This window comes from Croceitalea sp. W27, assembly GCF_055693185.1.
On sequence record NZ_CM146327.1, the window covers coordinates 2,796,880 to 2,818,591 of the forward strand.

Sequence of the window (21,712 nt, forward strand, 5' to 3'; positions counted from 1 at the left end):
CTATTATCACACTATTTTTTTGTTCGTTCATTAGTTTCACCGCCAATTCAACTAATATGATAGACTCACTCAAAACACTAATTAAAAACAAGGATACCAAAAAAGCCATAACCTTTATTAAAGAAAACCCTGAAGTTCTTAGTCTAACCGATACAAACGGCAGTTCCGGACTAATGCTTCTAGCCTACAGTGAGCTAAAAGATGCTTTTGCCGAGGCTGTCGCATTAAAAGAATCATTTACCTTTCACGAAGCTATTGTCTGTGGTAAAATTGATGCGGTTGAAGATTACATAAAAAATAAAAAGAGTGATATTGTAAATACCTACTCTAATGATGGTTTTACGCCGCTATCACTTGCCGCTTTCTTCAATCAAACAGAAATAGGCAAGCTATTAATTAAGCATAGAGCAAACCCCAATATACCTGCTACAAATGCATCAAAAGTTAATGCTCTTCATTCAGCTGTTGCAAAAGAGAATTTGGAACTCTGCAAATTATTTATAGAAAATGATGTTGATGTAAATGCCATACAAATGGACGGTGTTACGGCACTTCATTCAGCAGTACATCGCAACAATCTAAAAATAATTAAGCTGTTAGTCGATAATGATGCAGATATTTCTCTAAAAATGAAAAATGGCGATACAGCGTTAGATATCGCAAAAAAAGAGGAGCACAAAGAAGTGGAAGAATATTTATCTGGGTTAATGAAAAAATAATTTGGTTTTAGAGCATAGATATATCATAAAAACTAAAAGATTATTACTTAAAGATATATCGCTTAATTCTTATCATACTATTTTCAATACCTTATGTTATGAAGATGGCGCATCTCTTTTAGGATTTTCAAAAAATAATTTCCTTAAAGAAAAAGAGCGATATCAAAGTGATTTCTTTAACAAAGAAAAATCATTACACTACTTCTTAATCTTTGATAAGCAAGAAGCTAAAAATATTGGTTGGTGTGGATTTCATACTTGGTATGTTAACCAATATTATGCCGAAATAGGATATGAAATTTATAGTCAAGAATATAGACGTAAAGGATTAATGTCTGAAGCCATTCGCGAGGTTATAGATTTTGGATTTGAGAATATGAGCCTAAAGAATATCAAAGCCTTTATAAAATCTAAAAACACAGCATCTATCAATCTTATTAAAACAATGAATTTTACTGAAGATACAGCTGTTAACGCAGTAAATAAGGACAAACACAAATTAGACTATCTATTAGCTTTTTCTCTTAATAGAAAGCATTAGGTAAAATTTCTTAAGGCATCAATCAAAATGAACATTAAAATAATTCTAACAATAATCTTAGTTATATTTCTAACTTCTTGCACTTCTCAAGAATCATCTTATGAAATAAAAAACCTTGAATACTTTATAAATGGAAAGTTTAAAAAAGCAGGTAAAATTTTCGTCAGCAATGGCAAATTTACTTTCAAAAAACCATCCAGAATCGATACAGTAATTGATTTAAAGAACAAGTTCCTAATACCGCCATTTACAGAGGCGCATACACACAAATTAGACTTGCAAGAAGATTTTTATCGAGATTACAAAAACTACCTAAAAGAAGGAACATTCAATATTATGGTGCTAAACAATAGAACTTCTTTGGTAAAAAGAAATAGAGAGGTTTTAGATAGTTTACAAACACTTAAAGTGCTTTACGCCAATGGAGGAGTTACTGTAACAGGTGCTCACCCAAGTTTTGTTTATGAGAGAGATGCTTCGGGTATTAAAGAATGGTGGCTACCAGAAAACACTAAAAAAATTAAATCAAGTAAATTATTGAAGGATAATGCATATTGGTTTTTTGATACCATAGAAGATGTAAAAAACCAATGGGATAAGTACATATCTTCAAAACCCGATTTTGTTAAAATATACATACTCGATGCGGCAAATGGACAAACTTTATCTAAAGAAGTAATAGCGCACATATGCAAACTTGCACATAAAGAGGAATTAAAAGTATTTGCTCATATAGAGACTTTCGATGATTTAAAATTAGGCTTAAGAATGGGTGTAGATGTATTTGCACATTTGCCCTATTATAATGTGAATTTTCAAGAACAAATACCTAATCAACCAGAGTTTTCAGAAGAAGAGTTAGAAATAATAAATAAAAAAGAGATAACTATAATTGGGTCACTATCATTAAATGAAGATAATTCTATTGTTAGGACCGCAGAGAATAATTACGAAGGTTCTTTTGACAGCATTATGTATAATCGAGTAGCTCAATTTCATAGAAAGACCGTTAATCATCTAAAAAGTAAGGGTTTTAAATTCGCAATTGGTTCCGATGCTGATTCTGCTTTGAAAGAAATAAAATACTGGTTTAAAAATGACATCTTACCAAAGTCCGAGATATTAGATATAGCCACTTATCAAACACGAAGAACATTCTTTCCTAAAGCTTCTGTAAATGATTTTTCCGAAGGAAGTGAAGCGTCATTTTTGGTGTTAGGTGACAATCCTCTGTCAAATTTCAATGCCTTGAATAATATTGGTCTGATGTTTAATAAAGGAAAGATTATAAATTGATAGTGAAAGTTCTAGTAATATATTGTTTTTTGATAGTAACTACATTATCATCTTGTAAAGATTACCAAAATCAAAAAAGAATTTCAGATAACTATGAAGGTATAAATAAAGAAATTTCATTGGCATTCAAACGTGTAGATAGTCTACTTAAAATTGATAATAGTTCTTTTTGGGGTAAAAAACTTTATGGACCGGTAATGATAGTTGAGCCGGAAAGAAGGTTAATGTATTTAAATGAGAACGTATATGATAATGAACTCAATAATAAGAAATTGTTCTACATTGATACATTACCTAAAAACATTACTCTAGCGAATACTTCAATTGAGTGGAATAATAAAAGATGGGCACAAATACAGCTGCCATTACCTAAAAGTTTACGCCGCCAAAATATACTTATCATCCACGAACTATTTCATCGAATACAACCAGAGCTTGGTTTTGAAAATATTCAAGAACCAAATAATAAACATTTAGATACTTACAATGGAAGACTACTGCTCAAACTTGAGTTAGAAGCTTTAGAGAATGCTGTAAAAAGTAAAAACAAAGACGAAAAATTATTATTTATAAAAGATGCACTTCTATTCAGAAATAAGAGATACAAGAATATAGATATAAAGAAAGCAGAAAATCTATTAGAAATAAATGAAGGACTTGCGGAATATACTGCTTTAATTTTAAGTAGGATGTGTAGAAAGCAAGCTTTAGAACATCTAATACAAAACAAAAATACCTCTTATTCTAACCAAACTTTCGTTAGAAGCTTTGCTTATTATACCGTACCAATGTACGGTTACATATTAAGGGATATTTATCCTAATTGGCATAACGAAATTAATAGAAACACAAACTTAAACGATTATTTTTTAGAAAAATTCAATATCTCTATAGATACTATTCAGTCGATAAAACAAATAAAGAATATTCACAAATACTCGTATTCAGACATTTTAAATTTTGAAAATAAAAGAGAACAAAAAAGAATAAAAAGATTAAATAAACTTTACAAAACATACACAGATTCCACAGTTTTCGTAATCAATTTTCAAAATATGAATATCTCGTTTAACCCTAATAACATAGTTCCGCTTGAAAATTTAGGGACTTATTATCCAACATTAATAGTAATTGATGATTGGGGTATTTTATCAGTCGAGGAAGGTGCTCTAATATCTACAAATTGGGATAAAGTTATCGTGTCTAAACCTCTAAAAATATCAGACACCTTAATTGAAGGAAAAAGCTGGAAATTAAAATTAAACAAGGGCTGGAGTATCTTAAGAGATAAAGAAAATTATACACTTAAAGATTAATATTTTGATTTAGAAGATAATTCTTTGAACAATTTTATTACGATGTTCAAAATAGTAAAATAATAAAATCACATTGAGACATTTGACATTAAAAACACTTTTCTTTTTCCTTTTTATATATAATTCAGTTGAAGGGCAAAATAATATACCTAATGAAATTTTAGGAGTTTATACTACCGACTTGGGTTACGAGTTTTTAGTAGGTAAATCAGAAATAAAACCTTATGTGTATAATCCGCAAACACTGGAATATCGTGCATTGTACAAAAAAAATGATTCTGTTTATACAACATTCACAACATTACTAAAAAATGATTCGAGTACAGAAGAAACAAGTTTTATTTTTTACGAGGATAATGGTGTTAACAAATTAAAAGCTTTACAGAAGAACAAAAGCTATAACGCATACAAAATCCCTTATTTAGAAGAAGCAATTCAGTTTAAAAGTAACGAAGCTCTCTTGAAAGGTTCTTTCTTGTTACCAGGCAAAAACACAAAGTATCCTTTAGTCATTTTAATTCACGGTTCTGGTAATCAAGATAGAAACGGTTATGCAGGTTATATAAAATTAATGGCCAATTATCTGGTTAAAAATGGTATTGCAGTTTTAACCTATGATAAAAGAGGTTGTGGTAAATCATCAGGTAATTGGAAAAACGCTTCATTTAGTGATTTAGCCGAAGATGCTATTAACGCAAAAAAAGCTGTTGAAAATCATCCTAATATTGACAAAAGCTTTATAGGCTATGGAGGTAGCAGTCAAGCAGGATGGATTTTAGCTAATATTACAGAGAAAGAACCTAACACCCCATTTATTTTTTGTGTTTCGGGAGCAGGTATGGGCGTATCAGCTGGGGAACAAAATATTTACAATAATATTACTGAATTAAAATCCCTCAAGGCAAATGACAATATACTTGATTCAGCAAAAAAATCGTGGCGGTATTTGTATGAGTATATCAAAAGCTATAATAGAAAGGATACAGAACTTCTTGATACTGAATTGGCAAAAGTCGCGAATTCAAATTTTCTAAACTATTTTCCACCACCCTCAAACTCATTTAATAAAAAACAAAAAGAATTTTGGTTTCAGACTTTAGAAGTGAATTATAATCCAATGGAGTCTTGGAAAAATTATAAAGGTAAAGTCTATGCCGTTTTTGGAGAGTTGGATGCTTCAACACCAGTTTCGACTGTCGTGAAAAACCTAAAGAGCATTGATACATCAAACGTCATAAAAGTCTATAAGAAAGCCAGCCATTTGATACTTCAGGCAAATATTAAAAGTGATTCAGAATTAGGAAGGCTCAAAAAATTTCACCCTTATTTTCTATCAGATTTAAGCAATTGGATTTTAAATATTACTTGGAGGCAGTCTTATAAAATAATGGAAGTGATGCAGGTTGAAAAAGATTGGCTAAAAGCTTACGAAGAAAGAGACTTATCGCAAATGAATACCATTGTTGATGATGATTTTGAAATTACCTACCCAAATGGTTACAAACAAAAAAAGCAAGACATTTTAGCGTACTTAAAGAACGATGATGATTCTTGTAAAAATATGAAGTTATATACAACTCAATCCTATGCAAGGGATTATGGAAATGTCATCGTTCTACGTGGCATAGTTACAACTGAATGTGATAACAGCAACAATAAGTTTTATCAAAGACAAAGATACACAGACACCTATTTGTTTAGAGAAGGTAATTGGCAAGTAATAGCTTCACATTTAAGCAAACTGTAAAGATACATCTTATAAATAGTCATTAAAAAGGCCCTTTTTCCCTAACTCCTTTACTTGTCACTTTCCATTGTTCATTTTCTTTTACGAGCTTAAAGATACCTGACTTTCCATCATAAGACGTTTTATATTTCACCCAAGCAATTTCACCATCAATAGATTCATCTAAGATTTCTACTGTGATTTCTTTATCGGAATCTGGAAGCATATTTTGAACCGTGACTAAACTGGCATACCCATCTGATGTTGTATGCTTTTTTAGAACTGATTCATCTTTTGAGAAAAAGCTTTCCGCAACAATCTGTGCAGTTTCTGTATGAGACATATTCTTATTTTCCGAGCAGGAAATAAATAGAAGTACGAGTGAGCAAATGACGATTCCTTTCATAATATTATTAATTTGGGTTATTGATATATCTATGTGATATTTTCAGTTCAATATTTCGTTCACCATCTTTCTCGTTCAATCCAAAAATTGCCCTGCGGTCATTAGATAATGAAAATTTAGGCAACACATAAACGAATCTTATTGTTTGCCCTTCTACAATTTTTGACGGCAGATTGTGCTTGTAAATAGGTTCTTGATACAAACGCTGTAACGATTTCTTTTTTCCTTTTTGTCGAGTTTCAATAGAAAGGTTCAAGAAATTCATATCGTAATCCAACGTGGAATTATTCTCAATCTGGATAACGAAATAGAGTTCTTCTTTATCAAAAACAATATTCTCAACACTCAAAACAATGCCTTTGTTTTGCTTCTTAATTCGACCTATACGCTGTTTTCTGTTGAGAAGATAAGAGCAGAATTTTTGATAATAATACGTTCTGTTGTCTATGCTTTTTTCAGAAGTTTCAGCCTTAATCGAATCGGTTACGATTGGCTTTTCATTCCCGATACTATCTGATAATGGGATGAAATAATTGAGCTTTGATAGCTGCTTTTTATACCTTACAATATACGAAAAAATTGAACCATTTCTATTGACTACCAGTAGATTACTTTCCTTCCCAGGCTTCGCCTGTAACAGTCCAAAATATTGTTCTTTTTCACGATTGTAGGTAAAGACAAAATTATCCGAACCGGTTATACCTTGTCGTATGGGTTCTGGAAAAAATAGAGCTACATTTTTAGTGTCGTTTGCATAAATGGTATCGAGGACTGAATTTGTCTGCGCTTTCGCGAAAACGGAAATCAATAAAGTCATTATTAAAATAGTTGCTTTCATAATTTTGGCTTTAGGATTAATCTGTAATTGTTCAATACGGTTACTTTTACTCTTCGGTTAGAGCGGCGAAATACTTGAGTAAGTCCGCCCACTTGAGGAACACTAGGGATATTAATATCACCAATGACATCATCTAGCACTTCTCTCGTTGCTTCCGCTCTAAAGTTATTCTCGACATAAATACCCTCGCTTCCATCTTGCAAATCGAATGCTTTGAGCTTTGTAGGATGATGATTGATATTTTCAATTTCAATTAGCGCACGATTGGGCTGAAAACTGATAAATCCAAATACCAATGTATTCTTTGGCATCAGCCTACTATTAATAGTTGCCGATTGAGTAAGACGCATCCTTAATCTCGTATTCGCAGTTACGATTTGGTCGCCATCGACGATGACATAAATATTTTCGTCTGTATTGTCAATAACAGAAAACTCATTGGGTTTAGGTGAGGCTGCAAAGAACAATTGATGTTCGAGTCCCAATTCTTTAGCTTCAATTTTTTGTTCTCTTTTAATATCGGTTGAATCAATTTTTTGTGTTTTCTTTTCTGCGACTTTTCTTTGTCCAAAGTTCTGATAGCGCTTTTCAGAATATTGAATTTTACCAGCTTTGTAAATACTATCTACAATACGTTCTTTTTCTCGTTCCGGAAGGTCTGGGTCATAGAAGCCTAAAGAATCGATTAGTTTTTCATCATAGATACTTGGCGCATTATTTTCGCGCACTTCTTTTAAGTCATTGATAGCATCAAGCTTGGATTCGTACTCTTGCTGGTTTTCTTCCAAATCTGGGACTAAAGTCTGTTCAAGATTTTCGTTTTCATTCTCATCATCGCCCATCACTAATAGGGAATAAGAAATCAGGAATATAAAAATCACAGCCAATACTGCCGAAAAGACAATTTTATTTTTTTCTACCTTCATCGTTTAATTTTTTTAAGGTGTTCTCGAAATAGTTTGTAATCAACAATCCGTGTGGATTGTTTGGAAAGTTTCTGTCAACCGTGATTAGTTTTCCGCTTGAAACCAATTCGTAGGTATCGATGATAGAGCCTCTGTTGATTTCAAAAATGGTTGTGGTCGTGAAACTGTGCGTGCCATTGCTTTCTGAAATTCTCGAATCGATACTCAATACTTTCTGCACCAATGAGTACTGTAATAATCGGTTATAAACACCATCCGCTTTTTTCTGACGGTATAGATTGTCTACAGAACTATTGCCTAACCAAAGTGCTTTTTCCAAATTCCGCTCATAGTTACTAGCATCAATGTTATAGAAGTAGTTGTGGAACAGGTCTAAATGAGCCAGCGCTTCGACCCTAAAATTCTCTTTTTGGGTAACGAGTTTCAGCGGGATTATGCTGCCATCAGTATTGATAGCAAAGGCACTATTTAGTGCTTTTTGATTGGTGCTGAATGCCATCCAAAGTGAAAATATACTGGATAACATTGCAAAAATGACAACTGCCAGTACGATGTATCTGTTCAGTTTTAGGACGGTATATATGTTCTTATATGGTGCTTTCATATTTATATTTTTAATCTGCCTTAGGCAGTAAACAATCTGAGTGTAAAGGATGTGGCGCGTTTATAGAGCTTGAATTTCAGAAATACAATAAAGCCTACAGAACCAAGCTGTACCACAGGTGCAAAAAAGCTCTGGCCCACATCGGTCCCAAAAAGGTTTGTCCAGAAGTTGGTGTTGATTTCAGTATAAAGCGCGTTTATGAATACATTAACGAGAAAAAAAGCTGGCACCAGCATATAAACCGCAGCGTACAATTTGAAAAATGTATAGGCCAATGAGCGGAATTTCTCAAATACGGCCAAGCTAATGACCAACGGAAAAAATGCCTGCATTATTCCTAAAAGGAAGAATCGTTCTGCCAAAAACAATGGATAAATGAACAAATCCAATATCCAAAGAAAAAGACTGATGATAAAAGCAAATATTTTGAAACCGTAAAGTGGTGTTACCAAGGCTTCGTACAACAGTGTCATAGCAGCCTGAGCTACTTCTATGATGCTCACATCTTCTTCGATAGGAATATCCTGCATCTGTAAAGGCAATAAAGCTGGTGCCGTACCACGATATTGAGCTTCAACAGAAACCAAGATGCTATCGAAGAAACCAAGTACTTGTGTCGAAAAAATGACCAGAATAACGATGGCAAAGTTCTTTGTCAATTCCCCTGGACTCAATCCCCAAGTGTAACCATCCTTATCGGCAATACCTTCATTGTATTTTTTAAGGATGTTGATGAGAAAGAACAGAACGGCGAGCGTTTTCATTCCGGCAATAGTGTATTGCGAGAAACTGCTGTTCTGTATCGTTTGAAAAACGGTATCGATATATTCTAGTCCGATTGACATTAAGGCTACTAGTATTGAGTTTCGCGATTGTTTATCTTATCCTGCATTTTTCTGAAAGAAATAATGTCGCGATAACGCTTTGTTTTAGTAGTAATGCTCGATACCATTTCTTTTGATTCTTTCTCTTTTTGCTTTAAGACTTCAGCACGCTCGGCATCGGACATTTTTAGATTATCGCTAGATAAAATTTCACCCATAAAATCAACAGTGTCCAAAGAGTTCTGGACTATGGCGTCAAATGATTCAGCAATCCTTGAAACTTCCTCTGGCTTGATGTAAGGCGAGTTTAAAATATCGTGTAAGTCATTTTGCATTACATTGATAAGGCGTTGATTGTTTTGTGCTATTTCCTCAACTGCTCGAAGCTGTTGGACAACGCTGGATACTTTCTCAATAGCTTCTTTAGCATCTTTCAAGAATTTTACGGACTTAATCATTTCTGCTGTCTGCTTGCCAGATTCTACGAGTTGTTTTACCAAGCTAACAAAGTTGGTGTTGTCATAAACTGGCATTCCTTGGGCAGTAGCTTTTCCAGACATAAATAAGGTCAATGCAACTGTCATTAATAAGATTTTGATTTTTGTTTTCATAAGATTAAATTTTAGATGTGAATTCTTTTATGGCTTGTTCCATATCGTTTGTTCTTTCATAAATGGCCATTATGGCCTCATTTTCCTGTCCGTCGGTTAAGTAAGCCGCATACACTTCTTTCGGAACTTCGAGACGAAAGATGTTACTTTCCCTACCTATTTTGATGAACATTTCCGTGTACTTTCGTGGTCCGGAAAGATTGTTCTTGATGGACTTTAATTGGTTCAGGTCGTGGCTGGATAAATTGAGGCGTTTGACCAGTTCGTCATAGCCTTTTTCATTGTTCAGACTATAAATAACTTGCGTATTTTCAAGGATGCTTGCGGAAGTAGAATTGTTCGGAAGCTGATTAATAGATTGAAGAATAATCCCAATGGCACCATTCTGTTTACGAATGGCTTGATAGTAGAATTCTACACTTTCCAGCACATTATCAAACTTCAGTTGTTTTGCAAACTCATCGAAAAGGATGATACCTTTTTCAGCCCTGTTTTTCCAAATGGTTCTCTGGATAGCTGACTTAATCAGCTTCAGCATTACGGATAGGATTTCCTTATTGTCCTTGACTTCGTCCAGTTCAAAAACAATCAATCGTTTGTCCTCAATTTTATAGGTTTGGTCTTCGCTGACTTCAAACAGAAAACTATATAGACCATCGCCGACATATTCGGACATTACGTGCAAGAAGCTCGTAACATTGAAGTAGTCGGGATGGATTTTTAAGGTGTTCAGAATGTCTTTCTGATTCCTTTCTATAAAACTGTAAAAGCCATCTAAAGAGTGGTTTTCTGAAGTGCTATCGAAATAATGGCGTAATATCTTTTTAACCGAAACAGATTGTGCTTTCGAGACTTTCAAATCCGAAGCGAACAGTTCAAACAGGAAAACCGATAGGTCTTCCAAACGTTCAGGTGTTAAGTCGTTTACATCGCTGATGTAAAATGGATTGATACCAAGATTCTTTCCACTTTCGTAACGCAGTACGGTGTATTTTTCAGGATAGAGTTTGGCAAACTTGGTATATGAACCACCCAAATCGATAATGACCAAGCGGACACCACTTTCAAAATATTGGCGCAGAATGTTGTTGGCCAAGAAAGATTTACCCTCACCAGTAGGTGCAAAAATGGCAAAGTTGCGTGCCTTGATGCGTTTCTTTTTTTCATCCCAAACATCTTTTAAAACTGGAACGTTGTGCTCACGGTCGTTAAAGATGATTCCAGTTGCATCGGAATTATAATTGGTGTTATTGATGAAAAGGCACAGGGCATGTTTCAAATCAGTTACGTACAGGTCATTGTTTGAAAAATTGGAAGAGAAACAGCAATAACTGTTAAGGATGTAATTCTTTCGTTCTTCACCTCTTGGATAGTATGGGATGATATCCAGTTCCTTGAATTCGGTTTTAATCTTCGAGGCTATTTTGTTTAGCTCTTGGGCTTCCCGAGTCCAATAGACAATGTTTAAATGACCACGAATAATCCGTGCATTATCATCGGCATTGATTTGGTCCAAAATGTGCTGGATTTTACCAAGCACCACTTTATTCTGCGAACCGAAGTTTGAACTTTTGTTGAGCTCTTCTACTTTCTTATCGAGCTGCTTGCGCCATTTTTGCTTATCGTCGAGATAGATAATTTGGTTTACGATATGATTCTCGTTAAGCGTAAGCCCTAAGCCATCAATAAACCCTTGATGAAACACAAAATCGTCAGAAGTGAATTTCTCATTGGTCTTGCTACTCTGTACACTTTCGCCAAAGCACAGTTCGCTATTGATAGCCAGGGCATCAAAATGGTTTTCGCCAATATTGACGCTTCTTTTGTCTAAGATGATGTCGGTGTCAAATCCCTCATTGAATCCGTTGAAATACCCATTTGTGAGTTGCTGAATTTCTTTCGCTTTAAGCGAAGAAAAGGTCATCTTGCGGCTGTTATTTATAAAGGAAACCGAATCGCTTACCGAACCGATAAAACTGTTTACGTTATCATCGAACTTCTGAACAATATCCTTGGAAATCTTTCTAAATGGATTGACATATTTTGGGTTGTTCAATGCTTTGTTCTTGGTCAGTATGAAGAATAAAAAGCACCGATGTTCCATATACTCACGACCTTTAAAATGTTCGTGGGTGGCCTTTTCTAAAAATGTTTTGTTGGAAAGCTTTTCTGAGGTGTACGATTTTTTGAGATAAACATCTTGCTTATGCACTACCGTACCAATGGGTAACGATTTTAAAGCTTGAAACCAAGCACCGTGTATATCCTCAAAATCCTTTTCGGACAACGAGTAGATTTCTGGTAGACTACCCTCATAGCATAAGACCACGTTACCATTATTGGCAAAAATGATATTGTCCTGAATATCAGTTATGGGTCTATATTCCGATAGGTTCATCTTATTCATAATTGAAGCCAGAGTTTCTTTTGTTACTAATTATTCTTGGAAAGGCCTTTGCCATCTGAAATAGCTGTGGATTATGGGCTATTCTTGTCAAGGCTACATATAGAGAGACATTGAAAACCAGTATGCCTATAATCATTATAAAACTGAAAGAGAAAATGATGATGAGTAGTGAAGCTAAAATGGAAACCATCATTAAGGCAAACAGGGAAATGGGCAGCCCAAAAATGACTGCCCGCTTCCTAATATTTTTATAGACTTCGAATTTCTTCATCCTTACACTACGATTCCGATGATATACGTGAAGATTCCGACTACTGCGCCAGCAATCAATACAAAGACAAGTACTCTGGTAATTCCTTTTTTAAGGTCTGCGTTTTCGCCAAAGAAATGCCCAGCATTAAATAGGAAACCAACAAGAAAAATAACACCAAGTAGAATAGGAAAGATGGCTCTTATGGTATCACCCACATCATTAACGGAATCCTCGATTCCACCAATTTGAGCGAAAAGTGATGTTGAGAGCAGTGATAAAAATGTTGCTAAATAGATTGATTTTTTCATAACGTAACGGTTTAAAATTTTGTGTTGTTTTCGTTATGGGAAATTTACATATATTTGATTATAAATAACTGAAAATCAAATATTTGTGAATAAAATATTATTTGATAGCATTTGATTTCCGTTGCCATTATTTGGTATCAAATTTTATGGAATTTTAAAGTGTAACTGTTGAAAACTCGAAAGTTGAAAATGAAAAATCTGCTCAAAAACGTCAGTTTTGTGATTTTGTTCGTCAAAATGTGCATCCTTTTTGGTCAAGAAACGAGTACCCCAAAACGAATTGTAATTGACGTCGGACACGGTGGAAAAGATTCCGGTGCGGTAGGCGTAAATGGCATCCAAGAAAAGGATGTCGTACTCAATATTGCAAATGCCATTTTGAAGCTCAATAATGAATCGGATACCCCTTTGGATATTTACTTAACCAGGTACACCGATACGCTCATTTCGTTATCGGATAGAACCGAGTTGGCCAAAGCCTTAAAGGCTGATTTATTTGTGTCCCTGCATTGTAACCATTCCGATAATCCGAATGCAAGAGGGATTGAAGTTTATGTGATTGATAAAGATTCCAAGTTTTCAGATGAATCAATTTGGTTGGCATTTCAGCTGCAAGCCCACTTAAATAAGAAGTTGGGTTTTGAAAGTCGCGGTGTGAAGTTTGCGAATTTTCAGGTGTTGCGTGAAACCATTGCCTATTGTTCTTCTGTACTATTGGAATTGGGATTTTTGAGTAATGAGGATGAAAGTGTTCATTATCTAAAGCCAGAATCTATTACAGCTATGGCTTTAGTGATATTAGAAAGTTTAAATAAAAATATGGATAGTTATGAAAGAGTTGGGGATTGAGGTTGTTAAATGTCTGAGAGAAATAGTTAAGAATCTATTTCAATTAATACTTACAAAACCAAAAAATAATCAATAAAGGCCTATATATCCAAGATTAGCAAGTCTGAAGTTCATTGCCTGTTCACTAACTTTAAATTTTTGAGCCAAGTATGCAACAATATCGTCAGTTTCTTTTGGAGATTTCTTAATTGCTTTTTCAATAAATGATTTTGGCATTAATAAGGATGCAGCAAAGGCATTTGCTTCACGTTCTTTTCTGAATTCACCTGTACTTGAATCACCATCTCTATACATAATCCGTTCATTTTTGTCTACAAAAATTGGTTTAGCTTCTTTATGCAGAACGAAATGGCCTAGCTCGTGAGCAATAGTGAACCTTTTTCTGTTGGGATGTTCATTATCATTGTATCTGATGTACGGTTTATTATTTTTAATAATGAATAGGCCAGATATATCAAAATCCATATTTTCAGCTTTGACATCTACCCCCAGGTGTCTTGATATTTTATTGACATCAATTTTACTAGGAGTTTTAATATTTAAATCGTCTAAAATTTTAGAAGTTATAGACTCTATCGATTGATTAAGCATAGCTAAATGTTTTTAAGGTAATCTTTTAATTTTTCTTTCTGACTATCTTCCAATTTGGAAGAGTCTAGAAATTTAGTATAATCAACAACATCGGAAGTGGCAAAACTTACAACTTCATCGTAGTGTGGTAGAAATTCAACAATATCAACATCACATTCCCTAGAAATCTCATATAGAGTATGAAGCGGAATTTGATGTCGTCCAAGTTCGATATTAGAGATAGATGACCTGCTTAGGTCTAATTTCTTTGATAATTCAAGCTGACTGAGGTTAAGAGATTCCCGAAGAGACTTGATTCTCTCACCTATAAGTTTATATAGTGCTTCTTTATACTCTGACAAGGTTAGTTCAAGAAATTAATTCTTTGCAAATATAGTAAATGTTTATAAATCTGTCAATACATTGTTAATAACTTAATCCTTCAATTTATAACATTCAAAAATAATGCTTATATTTGTGTCGTAATTATGATAGAATTATAAGCATATGGCAACAAACGGAAAAAGCGGAGACAACCGCAGACACGGGGCAGTTAAGAAACGGTCTCAAGTAAAAAATACTAAAACTGGTATTTGGACCAAACGTGATTCAGAAACCGGTAAGTTTATGGATGGCAAGACTTCCAGTAAAAAACCATTTAAAGGAGTACGAAAGGAAAAATAATACAGAGCAATATGACAAAGTATTTACAATTGATTAACCAATTAGCCCCTATCGATGTGATAGTGGCTAAAAAGAGAAATGGCTTAGGAAGGATACTGGACCATTATGTCGTCTACTTAGGGAACGGATTTTTTATAGGCAATCTTAAAGGTGCTGTAAAGATTATTCCAAGAGATGAACTTTTAGAACTTCTGCAAGAGTACGAACCTGTCAGAGTTAGAAGGTTCAGAGGAAGCCATTTCGATATTCAGAATGCCATCCAGAGAGCATATCAGAAGCTAGGTCATCGTTACAGTTTTTTAGGTTTCAATTGTGAGCATTTTGCAAATTGGGTGCAATACGGTAAAGAAAGAAGTAGCCAAGTTAATAATGGCTTGATGTTATTAGGTAGTATGATTTTTTTAAGAATTATGTCTAGTGATGAATAAGGAGCTTAGGCGATTTCTATTGTACTTAACCGTATTTTTATTATCTGTCGGTTACTTAGCCTATCGTTATTTGCATCTTAAGAATGTAAACGATTTTCATAAAGAAATTTTAGTTGCCAGTGCTTTCGCGTTCATAATTGCGTGCATTACTGGTACTGCTGAAATCGTCAAGACGCAAGGAAAATACTTTTGGATTGCGTTAAAGTGTTTCCTTCTAATACCAAATAAAAAGGTATATGTATCTCTAAGTTACTTGCTCAGAATAAAAATACCAGGTGACGAAAAATATTTCTTAGTCAAAGGTACTAAGATAAATCAATATCAGCCTGTTGGCGGAGTTTACAAGTTGGTTGGCAATAAAGATTTGTATAAGGACTGGAAGGCCTCGTCTAAAGCAGATGGAAAAAACCCTGAAGACCTTCGTTTTTTCGTAAGCGCAAAGTTCATCCCCAAAATAATCAGCTGGTTCTATTCTCGAAAAGATAGGGAAATTGGAGTATGGCGTGAATTTTCAGAAGAATTGATTGAAGCTCAAATTTTAGGTGCCAAAAATTTTAAATCTATTAGGGCAGAGTATCTGGGGACAAAGGAAAACATCCTATGTAAACAAACCCGTTTTAAAGATGAAGAGTATCATACATTGATATATGATATTTTCCAGATTGAATTAAACACAAAACAGTTAAAGGAATTTAAAAAACTATTGAAAAGTAGTGCATTTAATGAGAAGTATGCTTTTGTTACTGAAGACGACATTAAAAATGAATGTTTTGATGAGCATAAAATACGAATAGGACAACACACCAAACACATATTGTAAATGAATTTTCAAGATTACTTATATAGAAATGGCTTTCAGCGAGAGGACTTATTGGCAAGACTAGCCCAATCATTAGAGCTTGATGAAACAAGGTCAAATAAGATGGAGACTGCTTATAATGCCATCTATGATGTTTTAAAAGCAGACCCAGTATTTTTCTCTAAAGTTGATTTCATAGTTTATCCACAAGGGTCAAAAGCTATAGGAACAACCACTAAACCAATAGGAAAGGACGAATTTGATTTGGATATCGTAGTTCAAATTAAGGATTCATATAGGAACTACACTTCTTCAGAGATTTATAATCACTTGATACGTGTCTTTACTAACAATGAAGTTTACAGGCCTAAACTTTTAAAAAAGAATAGATGTGCTAGAATAAATTATGCAGGTGATTTTCATTTAGACATTTTACCCGGTTGTATTATTATTCCATTTGAGGATAAAATTATGGTGCCAGATAGGGAACTTGCATCTTGGGCATCTTCATTTCCCAAGGGATATGCTAAATGGTTTACAGACAAAGCTGAAGATATCCGTGAACCAGTATTGCTGCGGAATGCATTTAGTGATTTTATTACACTATCTGAAGCTAAGGCAGAGCAGGAGGACTTACCAGAAGAAAATATTTACGAAAAAGAACCTCTAAAACGTTCTGTCCAACTTACTAAGAGATATAGGGATATTTTCTTTGAAAAGAGACCAAAGCACAAAACATCAAGTATCGTATTGACTACAATATTTGGGGAACTATATCAAGGTGAATCCTCAATTTATGAGACAATTGATAATATACTTAATAGGATTTTGCAGCGATACACTAGTTATGAAAAACTTTATGAGAGTAGCGGTGTGTATAAAAGAATCAAGGTTCTTAATCCGGTTAATGAAGATGAAGATTTTACTGAAAAGTGGGACAAAGATAAAGAGTACTATAATCAGTTTGTCAGCTTCATTAGAAGCTTTAAAGAGAAGTGGGAGCAGTTAAAGAATGGTAACTTTGGTGTAGCTGAAGATTTGTTTGGTAGTTCCAGAACAAAGACCATATTAAAATCTCAGCTCGAAGACTTATCCGGAAATAATAAAAACGACTTAGAAAAAGCTTGTCTCACGATATTGTCTGGGAAAAGCTATGTTGACGACCGAGGAAATATTTCAAAAGATAATGGCTATCCTAGCAAACCTAATCGTAACTATGGTGATGTTGAACTTAATTTAAAGGATTACCCTAAGGACATTTTGCAGAAGAATTATGTGGCAGCCTATATTCAAAAAGAATACTTGGATACAAATTTCCCTTGGCTTAAAACTGTAATCACTAACGGAAAATTGCTAGGAAAAGGTAGAATTAAACCTAATGGATGCAAAAAAGAATATGAGATTCTTGTCGAGTATGATATCAACAGAGAGGGTCGAAAAGAAAGGATTTACGTGCTAAATGATAGTCAAATTAAATTTGGCAAGACACCACATCTCTATCCTGGCAATAGTTTATGCCTTTACTATCCTAAGGATTTGTCAGCACATTTGGACTTAAATTTTGTAGATGTTATGCCTTGGATATCTGAATGGCTTGTTATGTATGAACTATGGAAAAAGTATGGCGTGTGGTTAGCAGACGAAGTCAAACATTAGGTAGCGTATTCACTTCCTCTTATCACCAGCACCTTTATCAAAGGCAATCAAATTAAACAGTTCTCGCATTCTGCTACGAACACGATTTCCATAGCGTTCTTCCAATTCTTCAGCATTTAGGTTTGTGGTAGCGTGAGTTTTGATTTTGTGTTTGGTATCGAGATAGAGTTCATATCTGGATAAGAGTACCTCACCCATTACGTTCAAGTCTTTTCCATAAAACCGTCCAGCAGGTTCAACGCCCAAATCATCAAAACAGTAAAACTTGGTATTCCCATATTCTTCAACTGTTTTAAAACCCAAATGGTTAAAACTAAAGGCTACATTTCGGCAGGGAATCATTTCATAAGGGCGTTGCAAGGGAACTAAATGTCGTAACAATTTCATTAAACTGGTCTTGCCACAACCTACTGGTCCGGAAAGTAAAATTCCTTTGTCTATGTCTATGTCTATGTCGTAGGTGGCACAGTTGTCTTTATCCCTAATAAAATAAGAACAGAGCCTCAGTAGAATATCTTTGTCCTCATCATAAATTCTAAATTTTTTGCCAAACAATAATTTGCCTTTGGCATTCAGGTAAATCAGGATTTTCGGAAAGTCATAGACAACGCTCTTGCCATCAAATTGTCCGAGCGAATATTCTACGCCACCTTCGGTAATTTTAGAGGGGTTGTCCATAGTCTTTGTTTTTAGTGGTTCGCAAGTTGTCCTTGATTTGGGACGCTTGGTTTTTGTTTGTTCTGCTATCTTCATCAAATAATTCCGTTCTGTCCATCCAATTCGTGGCTAGAGCGCGCCAATCACGAATTGCCTTACCGTCGCTCGTTTGCCAGTTCCGAGCTTCATAATGCTCGTAGAATTTTTTTCCTTCATCAGCATTAAAACCTTTTTCAATAAAAAAATCAATTACGGCCTGCCAGCCCTTTGGTTGTTTTGTATAGTTTTCTTGTTTGATATTGTTTGTAGTAGATACCAATGCTTGTCCACCTATGGGACGGTGTGGGTCTACAACCTGTCCATTTATGGGATTGTGCTGTCCCACAACTGGTTCACATATGGGATAGTACTGTTCCGCAAGCTGTTCTAATGTGGGATTGTACCGTCCCATATCTGGTTCATCACTTGTACCAATAATAGACATCTTGATTTTACTGCCCTTATATGGATTGTTAGATGGGAAATAGGATAGATAAAGCCACGAGTCCAAATCAGTAACACAACGATGGTATGTGGATTTTGAACCTATTTTGGAACAACGCATTAAATCCCTTCGGTTCACATAAAACTCGTCTGCAAAGCGACTGCTGTTCCATTCTTGGAACAGTGCCATATACAGACTGATATGGGTAGGATTAAGGCGGTCATCAAAATAGAACTTTTCAAAAGCCGCATTAAGTAGCTTTATATAGTTCATTACTTAAGAATTTGAACTGTGCTGTACACGGTTGGCGGTCATTATATTTTGAATTTCCTCGGCATCGTAATAGATAATACCACCAACTTTGGTGTAAGGTAATGTGCCATTGATACGAAGATTTTGTAGTGTGCCGGGACTTACCTGAAGCAAATCCATAACCTCGGAAGATTTGAGGTATCTTTTTAGTTTTCCAGTAACTTGTTTGGATAATAATTTTTTGATATCATCGAGTAATTCCATTTTGAATTCCCGAAGGTCGTCTGTTGTAATAATACTTGTCGGCATAATAGAATGATTTAAAAGAAAGGGACTATCGCATTGCTTTCAATTAATTTGATAGCCCCTGACCTGATTTGACTTTCGTTCTACAAAGTTGAAGCGGATTGATGGATTTTGTTCACATCTGCTACACAGGTTGTGAAAGATTTTTATTTGGTAGATTTTTAGTGAATTTGCTTTGTTTTATGCTTTTGCGGATCATAGAAGAATTAAATATTTAACAGTTAGGACAAAAGGTTTTGTAATCACAATACGTACACAAGTTGTGAATGATATTGACTAATTATCAGTCTCATCCATTCGTTGAAGAAGGTTGTCTTTTAGTGAATCCAGAAATTTGGTTCGGTCTATTTTTCTACCTCTTATTTCAATAAATTTTCGATAATAATTACCGAGATTAATATTAAAAAGGGTCTCAAAGGAAGATGCTAGTTCGCGAATTTCAATACGCCCGCCTTTTACGGCACCTACTGAATGAAGGGCATAAATAAGTTCGATTAAGTCTACTTTATTCCCCGTCCATACCAAATGAGATTTAGACAGGTATTCTCTGTAAAATTTGGAAGGTAATTCTACCAAGCGGTTATGTATGTGCTTTATCAATTTTTTAAAGGCTGAAAACTTAGCAAGTAGTAAGTCTCTTGGTGTATTGAACTCTAGGTCATATATTTCTGAGAATTGGAGTTCAAATTGAGGGTTTTCATTCGCTTTTCTAGTGAAATAAAGTTCGTCTAGATGTGTGGCATCGATTTGTATATATTGTCCAAAGTCGATATGTTCCAAAAAGAAATCATCACAACGCACCAATTCTTTCTTTAGATAGACCTCCTGCTTTTTTATGGAAGCTTTTGGGCAATGCCATTCCAATCTTGCAAGGAATTTATTGAAAAGTAAACTGGATAAAGGACCTTGTTTTATATGTTTAAAAAAAGTGATTTCTTCTGATGGTGATGTGAAGCTATTCTTTAAAACTACTTTACGCATCATAAGCAACGTTTCTCGGCAAAGATGAATACGCTTTCTCGAAAGCGTGAAAATATCATCATATTCTGATGATAAAGAAGTATACTTCTTTTGAAATTGGATAAGAAGTTTGGTTGTATTCATTTTCCCGTTGTTCGATTTGCAAACCGGTTACGAGAATAGTATTTGTATCAAATGTGATAGTTTACTCCGCACAATTCTCTTTGAAGTCGGTAAGCGTTTACAATGATAGATTTCAATGTTTTTTAGTTAGAATTGGAAAGCTAAAATAATGAAGGACTACAATACAAATAAGAAAACACAGCGTATTTGACTACGGTAAAAACGTATTTTTATACGTTTTAGACTGAAAATACTATTGTTTTAAACCAAAGCGTTTGAGAAAGTCTGCTCTATTTTTTACCCCCGTTTTCTTGTAGATGTTTGATGCGTGTTTGGTTACCGTATGTTTTGCAATGAAGTATGATTCACTAATAGTTTGGTATGATTTTTTATCTAAGATAGATACGGCAATTTCTATCTCTCTTCTAGTAAGACTTTGGTATATGAGCTTGGACTCCATCAATTTCTGCTTGTTGGATTCGTAAAAACTAAACACCTCGAACATCTTGTTTTTGTTTTCTAGAAAGTAAAGATATCTATCAACTTCTATAGCGGTGATTGCGTAGAAGGAAATATTCATTATGGTAAAAGTTAACCATTGAAAATCACCTATTAAGGTCATCATAGGTAATAGAACAATACCACTTGCGCTTATTAGTGAGAGTTTAGCTCTCCTCTGGGTGAAGGTATTAGCTTTGGTAAGTTTTTTAAGCTTTTGATAAAACGCCCAAAGAAAATATATTGCAATTAAGGCGATTGGGATAGTGAAAATCTTTCTAGCAATTTCTAAGGACTGGGTAAGAAAGTATGGAACTAAAAATAAACTGATAAGACCTCCAGTAAGTATGGCGGCAATATTGTTTACAGATAGATATGTTCTTAAAATTACGATGTCATATTCCCTGTAGAGATATAAAACGATAAATACAACGAGAACTATTGCGACAGAATAGGTAATTATATATTGAATAATGTATGGTCCAGGAAAATTATCAAACGGCAGAAAACCACCAGTAATGTTGTAGAGAATAAATAAAAATCCTAATAAAATAAACCTCTTTAAATTATTTCTTTTTAGTCGCGAGGCCTGAATGCTCGTAAACACGACAATGAACACATCTACCAGAAGGTAGAAAAACGTAGTCCAATGTATTGAAGTGCCAAACATA

The 21,712-nt window shown here is 34.4% G+C and carries 26 protein-coding genes; 10 read left to right on the forward strand and 16 right to left on the reverse strand.

Features of this window, described 5'->3' with window-relative positions:
- The first annotated feature begins 56 nt into the window (after positions 1–56).
- From ACZ1GR_RS12605 to ACZ1GR_RS12625, 5 genes are all read left to right on the forward strand, one after another.
- Positions 57–719: an ankyrin repeat domain-containing protein gene (locus ACZ1GR_RS12605; protein ID WP_472609316.1), complete on the forward strand. Its 663-nt coding sequence runs from the start codon at positions 57–59 to the stop codon at positions 717–719.
- 1 nt (position 720) lies between these two features.
- Positions 721–1,260, forward strand: coding sequence for a GNAT family N-acetyltransferase (locus ACZ1GR_RS12610; RefSeq protein WP_472609317.1), 540 nt, complete (start codon positions 721–723; stop codon positions 1,258–1,260).
- A gap of 27 nt (positions 1,261–1,287) precedes the next feature.
- A complete protein-coding gene (locus ACZ1GR_RS12615) occupies positions 1,288–2,556 on the forward strand; it encodes a hypothetical protein (RefSeq protein ID WP_472609318.1) in 1,269 nt (422 codons plus the stop codon).
- A 29-nt stretch (positions 2,557–2,585) separates the two neighbouring features.
- Entirely contained in the window at positions 2,586–3,872 is a 1,287-nt protein-coding gene (locus tag ACZ1GR_RS12620) for a hypothetical protein (RefSeq protein ID WP_472609319.1), read from the forward strand.
- 73 nt (positions 3,873–3,945) lie between these two features.
- On the forward strand, positions 3,946–5,619 hold the full coding sequence (locus ACZ1GR_RS12625) for a DUF4440 domain-containing protein (RefSeq protein WP_472609320.1): 1,674 nt from the start codon (positions 3,946–3,948) through the stop codon (positions 5,617–5,619).
- A 22-nt stretch (positions 5,620–5,641) separates the two neighbouring features.
- Here the strand turns inward: ACZ1GR_RS12625 and ACZ1GR_RS12630 are convergent, their stop codons facing one another.
- From ACZ1GR_RS12630 to ACZ1GR_RS12670, 9 genes are all read right to left on the reverse strand, one after another.
- The gene (locus ACZ1GR_RS12630; RefSeq protein ID WP_472609321.1) at positions 5,642–5,941 is read right to left on the reverse strand and encodes a hypothetical protein; all 300 of its coding nucleotides are present in this window, start codon (positions 5,939–5,941) and stop codon (positions 5,642–5,644) included.
- Positions 5,942–6,011: 70 nt separating this feature from the next.
- On the reverse strand, positions 6,012–6,842 hold the full coding sequence (locus tag ACZ1GR_RS12635) for a DUF4138 domain-containing protein (protein WP_472609322.1): 831 nt from the start codon (positions 6,840–6,842) through the stop codon (positions 6,012–6,014).
- Positions 6,839–7,768: a conjugative transposon protein TraM gene (gene traM, locus ACZ1GR_RS12640; protein WP_472609323.1), complete on the reverse strand. Its 930-nt coding sequence runs from the start codon at positions 7,766–7,768 to the stop codon at positions 6,839–6,841. The genes ACZ1GR_RS12635 and traM overlap by 4 nt, the downstream gene beginning before the upstream one ends.
- On the reverse strand, positions 7,749–8,372 hold the full coding sequence (locus tag ACZ1GR_RS12645) for a conjugal transfer protein TraK (RefSeq protein ID WP_472609324.1): 624 nt from the start codon (positions 8,370–8,372) through the stop codon (positions 7,749–7,751). The genes traM and ACZ1GR_RS12645 overlap by 20 nt, the downstream gene beginning before the upstream one ends.
- 20 nt (positions 8,373–8,392) lie before the next feature.
- Positions 8,393–9,217, reverse strand: coding sequence for a hypothetical protein (locus tag ACZ1GR_RS12650; RefSeq protein ID WP_472609325.1), 825 nt, complete (start codon positions 9,215–9,217; stop codon positions 8,393–8,395).
- Positions 9,218–9,225: 8 nt separating this feature from the next.
- Positions 9,226–9,807: a conjugal transfer protein gene (locus ACZ1GR_RS12655; protein ID WP_472609326.1), complete on the reverse strand. Its 582-nt coding sequence runs from the start codon at positions 9,805–9,807 to the stop codon at positions 9,226–9,228.
- A 4-nt stretch (positions 9,808–9,811) separates the two neighbouring features.
- Complete coding sequence (locus ACZ1GR_RS12660; protein ID WP_472609327.1) at positions 9,812–12,214, reverse strand: TraG family conjugative transposon ATPase; 2,403 nt, start codon at positions 12,212–12,214, stop codon at positions 9,812–9,814.
- Positions 12,207–12,485: a hypothetical protein gene (locus tag ACZ1GR_RS12665; RefSeq protein WP_472609328.1), complete on the reverse strand. Its 279-nt coding sequence runs from the start codon at positions 12,483–12,485 to the stop codon at positions 12,207–12,209. The genes ACZ1GR_RS12660 and ACZ1GR_RS12665 overlap by 8 nt, the downstream gene beginning before the upstream one ends.
- Before the next feature lie 2 nt (positions 12,486–12,487).
- Positions 12,488–12,775: a hypothetical protein gene (locus tag ACZ1GR_RS12670; RefSeq protein ID WP_472609329.1), complete on the reverse strand. Its 288-nt coding sequence runs from the start codon at positions 12,773–12,775 to the stop codon at positions 12,488–12,490.
- Between the two features lie 189 nt (positions 12,776–12,964).
- Here ACZ1GR_RS12670 and ACZ1GR_RS12675 point away from each other — a divergent pair, with 189 nt between their 5' ends.
- Positions 12,965–13,624: an N-acetylmuramoyl-L-alanine amidase family protein gene (locus ACZ1GR_RS12675; protein WP_472609330.1), complete on the forward strand. Its 660-nt coding sequence runs from the start codon at positions 12,965–12,967 to the stop codon at positions 13,622–13,624.
- A 69-nt stretch (positions 13,625–13,693) separates the two neighbouring features.
- On the opposite strand, the gene ACZ1GR_RS12680 is transcribed toward ACZ1GR_RS12675, so the two are convergent.
- Positions 13,694–14,215: an ImmA/IrrE family metallo-endopeptidase gene (locus ACZ1GR_RS12680; protein WP_472609331.1), complete on the reverse strand. Its 522-nt coding sequence runs from the start codon at positions 14,213–14,215 to the stop codon at positions 13,694–13,696.
- A 2-nt stretch (positions 14,216–14,217) separates the two neighbouring features.
- Entirely contained in the window at positions 14,218–14,556 is a 339-nt protein-coding gene (locus tag ACZ1GR_RS12685) for a helix-turn-helix domain-containing protein (protein WP_472609332.1), read from the reverse strand.
- 145 nt (positions 14,557–14,701) lie between these two features.
- Here ACZ1GR_RS12685 and ACZ1GR_RS12690 point away from each other — a divergent pair, with 145 nt between their 5' ends.
- From ACZ1GR_RS12690 to ACZ1GR_RS12705, 4 genes are read left to right on the forward strand one after another with little or no spacing between them, the layout of a single operon-like run.
- Positions 14,702–14,878 (forward strand): hypothetical protein, encoded by a 177-nt coding sequence (locus ACZ1GR_RS12690; RefSeq protein WP_472609333.1) that lies wholly within the window; start codon positions 14,702–14,704, stop codon positions 14,876–14,878.
- 11 nt (positions 14,879–14,889) lie between these two features.
- Positions 14,890–15,306 (forward strand): lecithin retinol acyltransferase family protein, encoded by a 417-nt coding sequence (locus ACZ1GR_RS12695; RefSeq protein WP_472609334.1) that lies wholly within the window; start codon positions 14,890–14,892, stop codon positions 15,304–15,306.
- Entirely contained in the window at positions 15,299–16,126 is an 828-nt protein-coding gene (locus tag ACZ1GR_RS12700; RefSeq protein ID WP_472609335.1) for an SMODS-associated NUDIX domain-containing protein, read from the forward strand. Before ACZ1GR_RS12695 ends, ACZ1GR_RS12700 begins: the two co-directional genes overlap by 8 nt.
- A complete protein-coding gene (locus ACZ1GR_RS12705; protein ID WP_472609336.1) occupies positions 16,127–17,761 on the forward strand; it encodes a nucleotidyltransferase domain-containing protein in 1,635 nt (544 codons plus the stop codon). It abuts the gene before it with no gap.
- A 9-nt stretch (positions 17,762–17,770) separates the two neighbouring features.
- Here the strand turns inward: ACZ1GR_RS12705 and ACZ1GR_RS12710 are convergent, their stop codons facing one another.
- The 5 genes from ACZ1GR_RS12710 to ACZ1GR_RS12730 form a co-directional block, all read right to left on the reverse strand.
- Positions 17,771–18,439 carry an ATPase gene (locus ACZ1GR_RS12710; protein ID WP_472609337.1) on the reverse strand — a complete coding sequence of 223 codons (669 nt, stop codon included), beginning with the start codon at positions 18,437–18,439 and terminating at the stop codon, positions 17,771–17,773.
- Entirely contained in the window at positions 18,423–19,175 is a 753-nt protein-coding gene (locus ACZ1GR_RS12715) for a hypothetical protein (protein ID WP_472609338.1), read from the reverse strand. Before ACZ1GR_RS12715 ends, ACZ1GR_RS12710 begins: the two co-directional genes overlap by 17 nt.
- 3 nt (positions 19,176–19,178) lie before the next feature.
- On the reverse strand, positions 19,179–19,463 hold the full coding sequence (locus ACZ1GR_RS12720) for a helix-turn-helix domain-containing protein (protein ID WP_472609339.1): 285 nt from the start codon (positions 19,461–19,463) through the stop codon (positions 19,179–19,181).
- Between the two features lie 273 nt (positions 19,464–19,736).
- The gene (locus ACZ1GR_RS12725; protein WP_472609340.1) at positions 19,737–20,564 is read right to left on the reverse strand and encodes an RteC domain-containing protein; all 828 of its coding nucleotides are present in this window, start codon (positions 20,562–20,564) and stop codon (positions 19,737–19,739) included.
- Positions 20,565–20,796: 232 nt separating this feature from the next.
- Positions 20,797–21,711 carry a LuxR C-terminal-related transcriptional regulator gene (locus ACZ1GR_RS12730; RefSeq protein WP_472609341.1) on the reverse strand — a complete coding sequence of 305 codons (915 nt, stop codon included), beginning with the start codon at positions 21,709–21,711 and terminating at the stop codon, positions 20,797–20,799.
- Position 21,712: the final 1 nt, after the last annotated feature.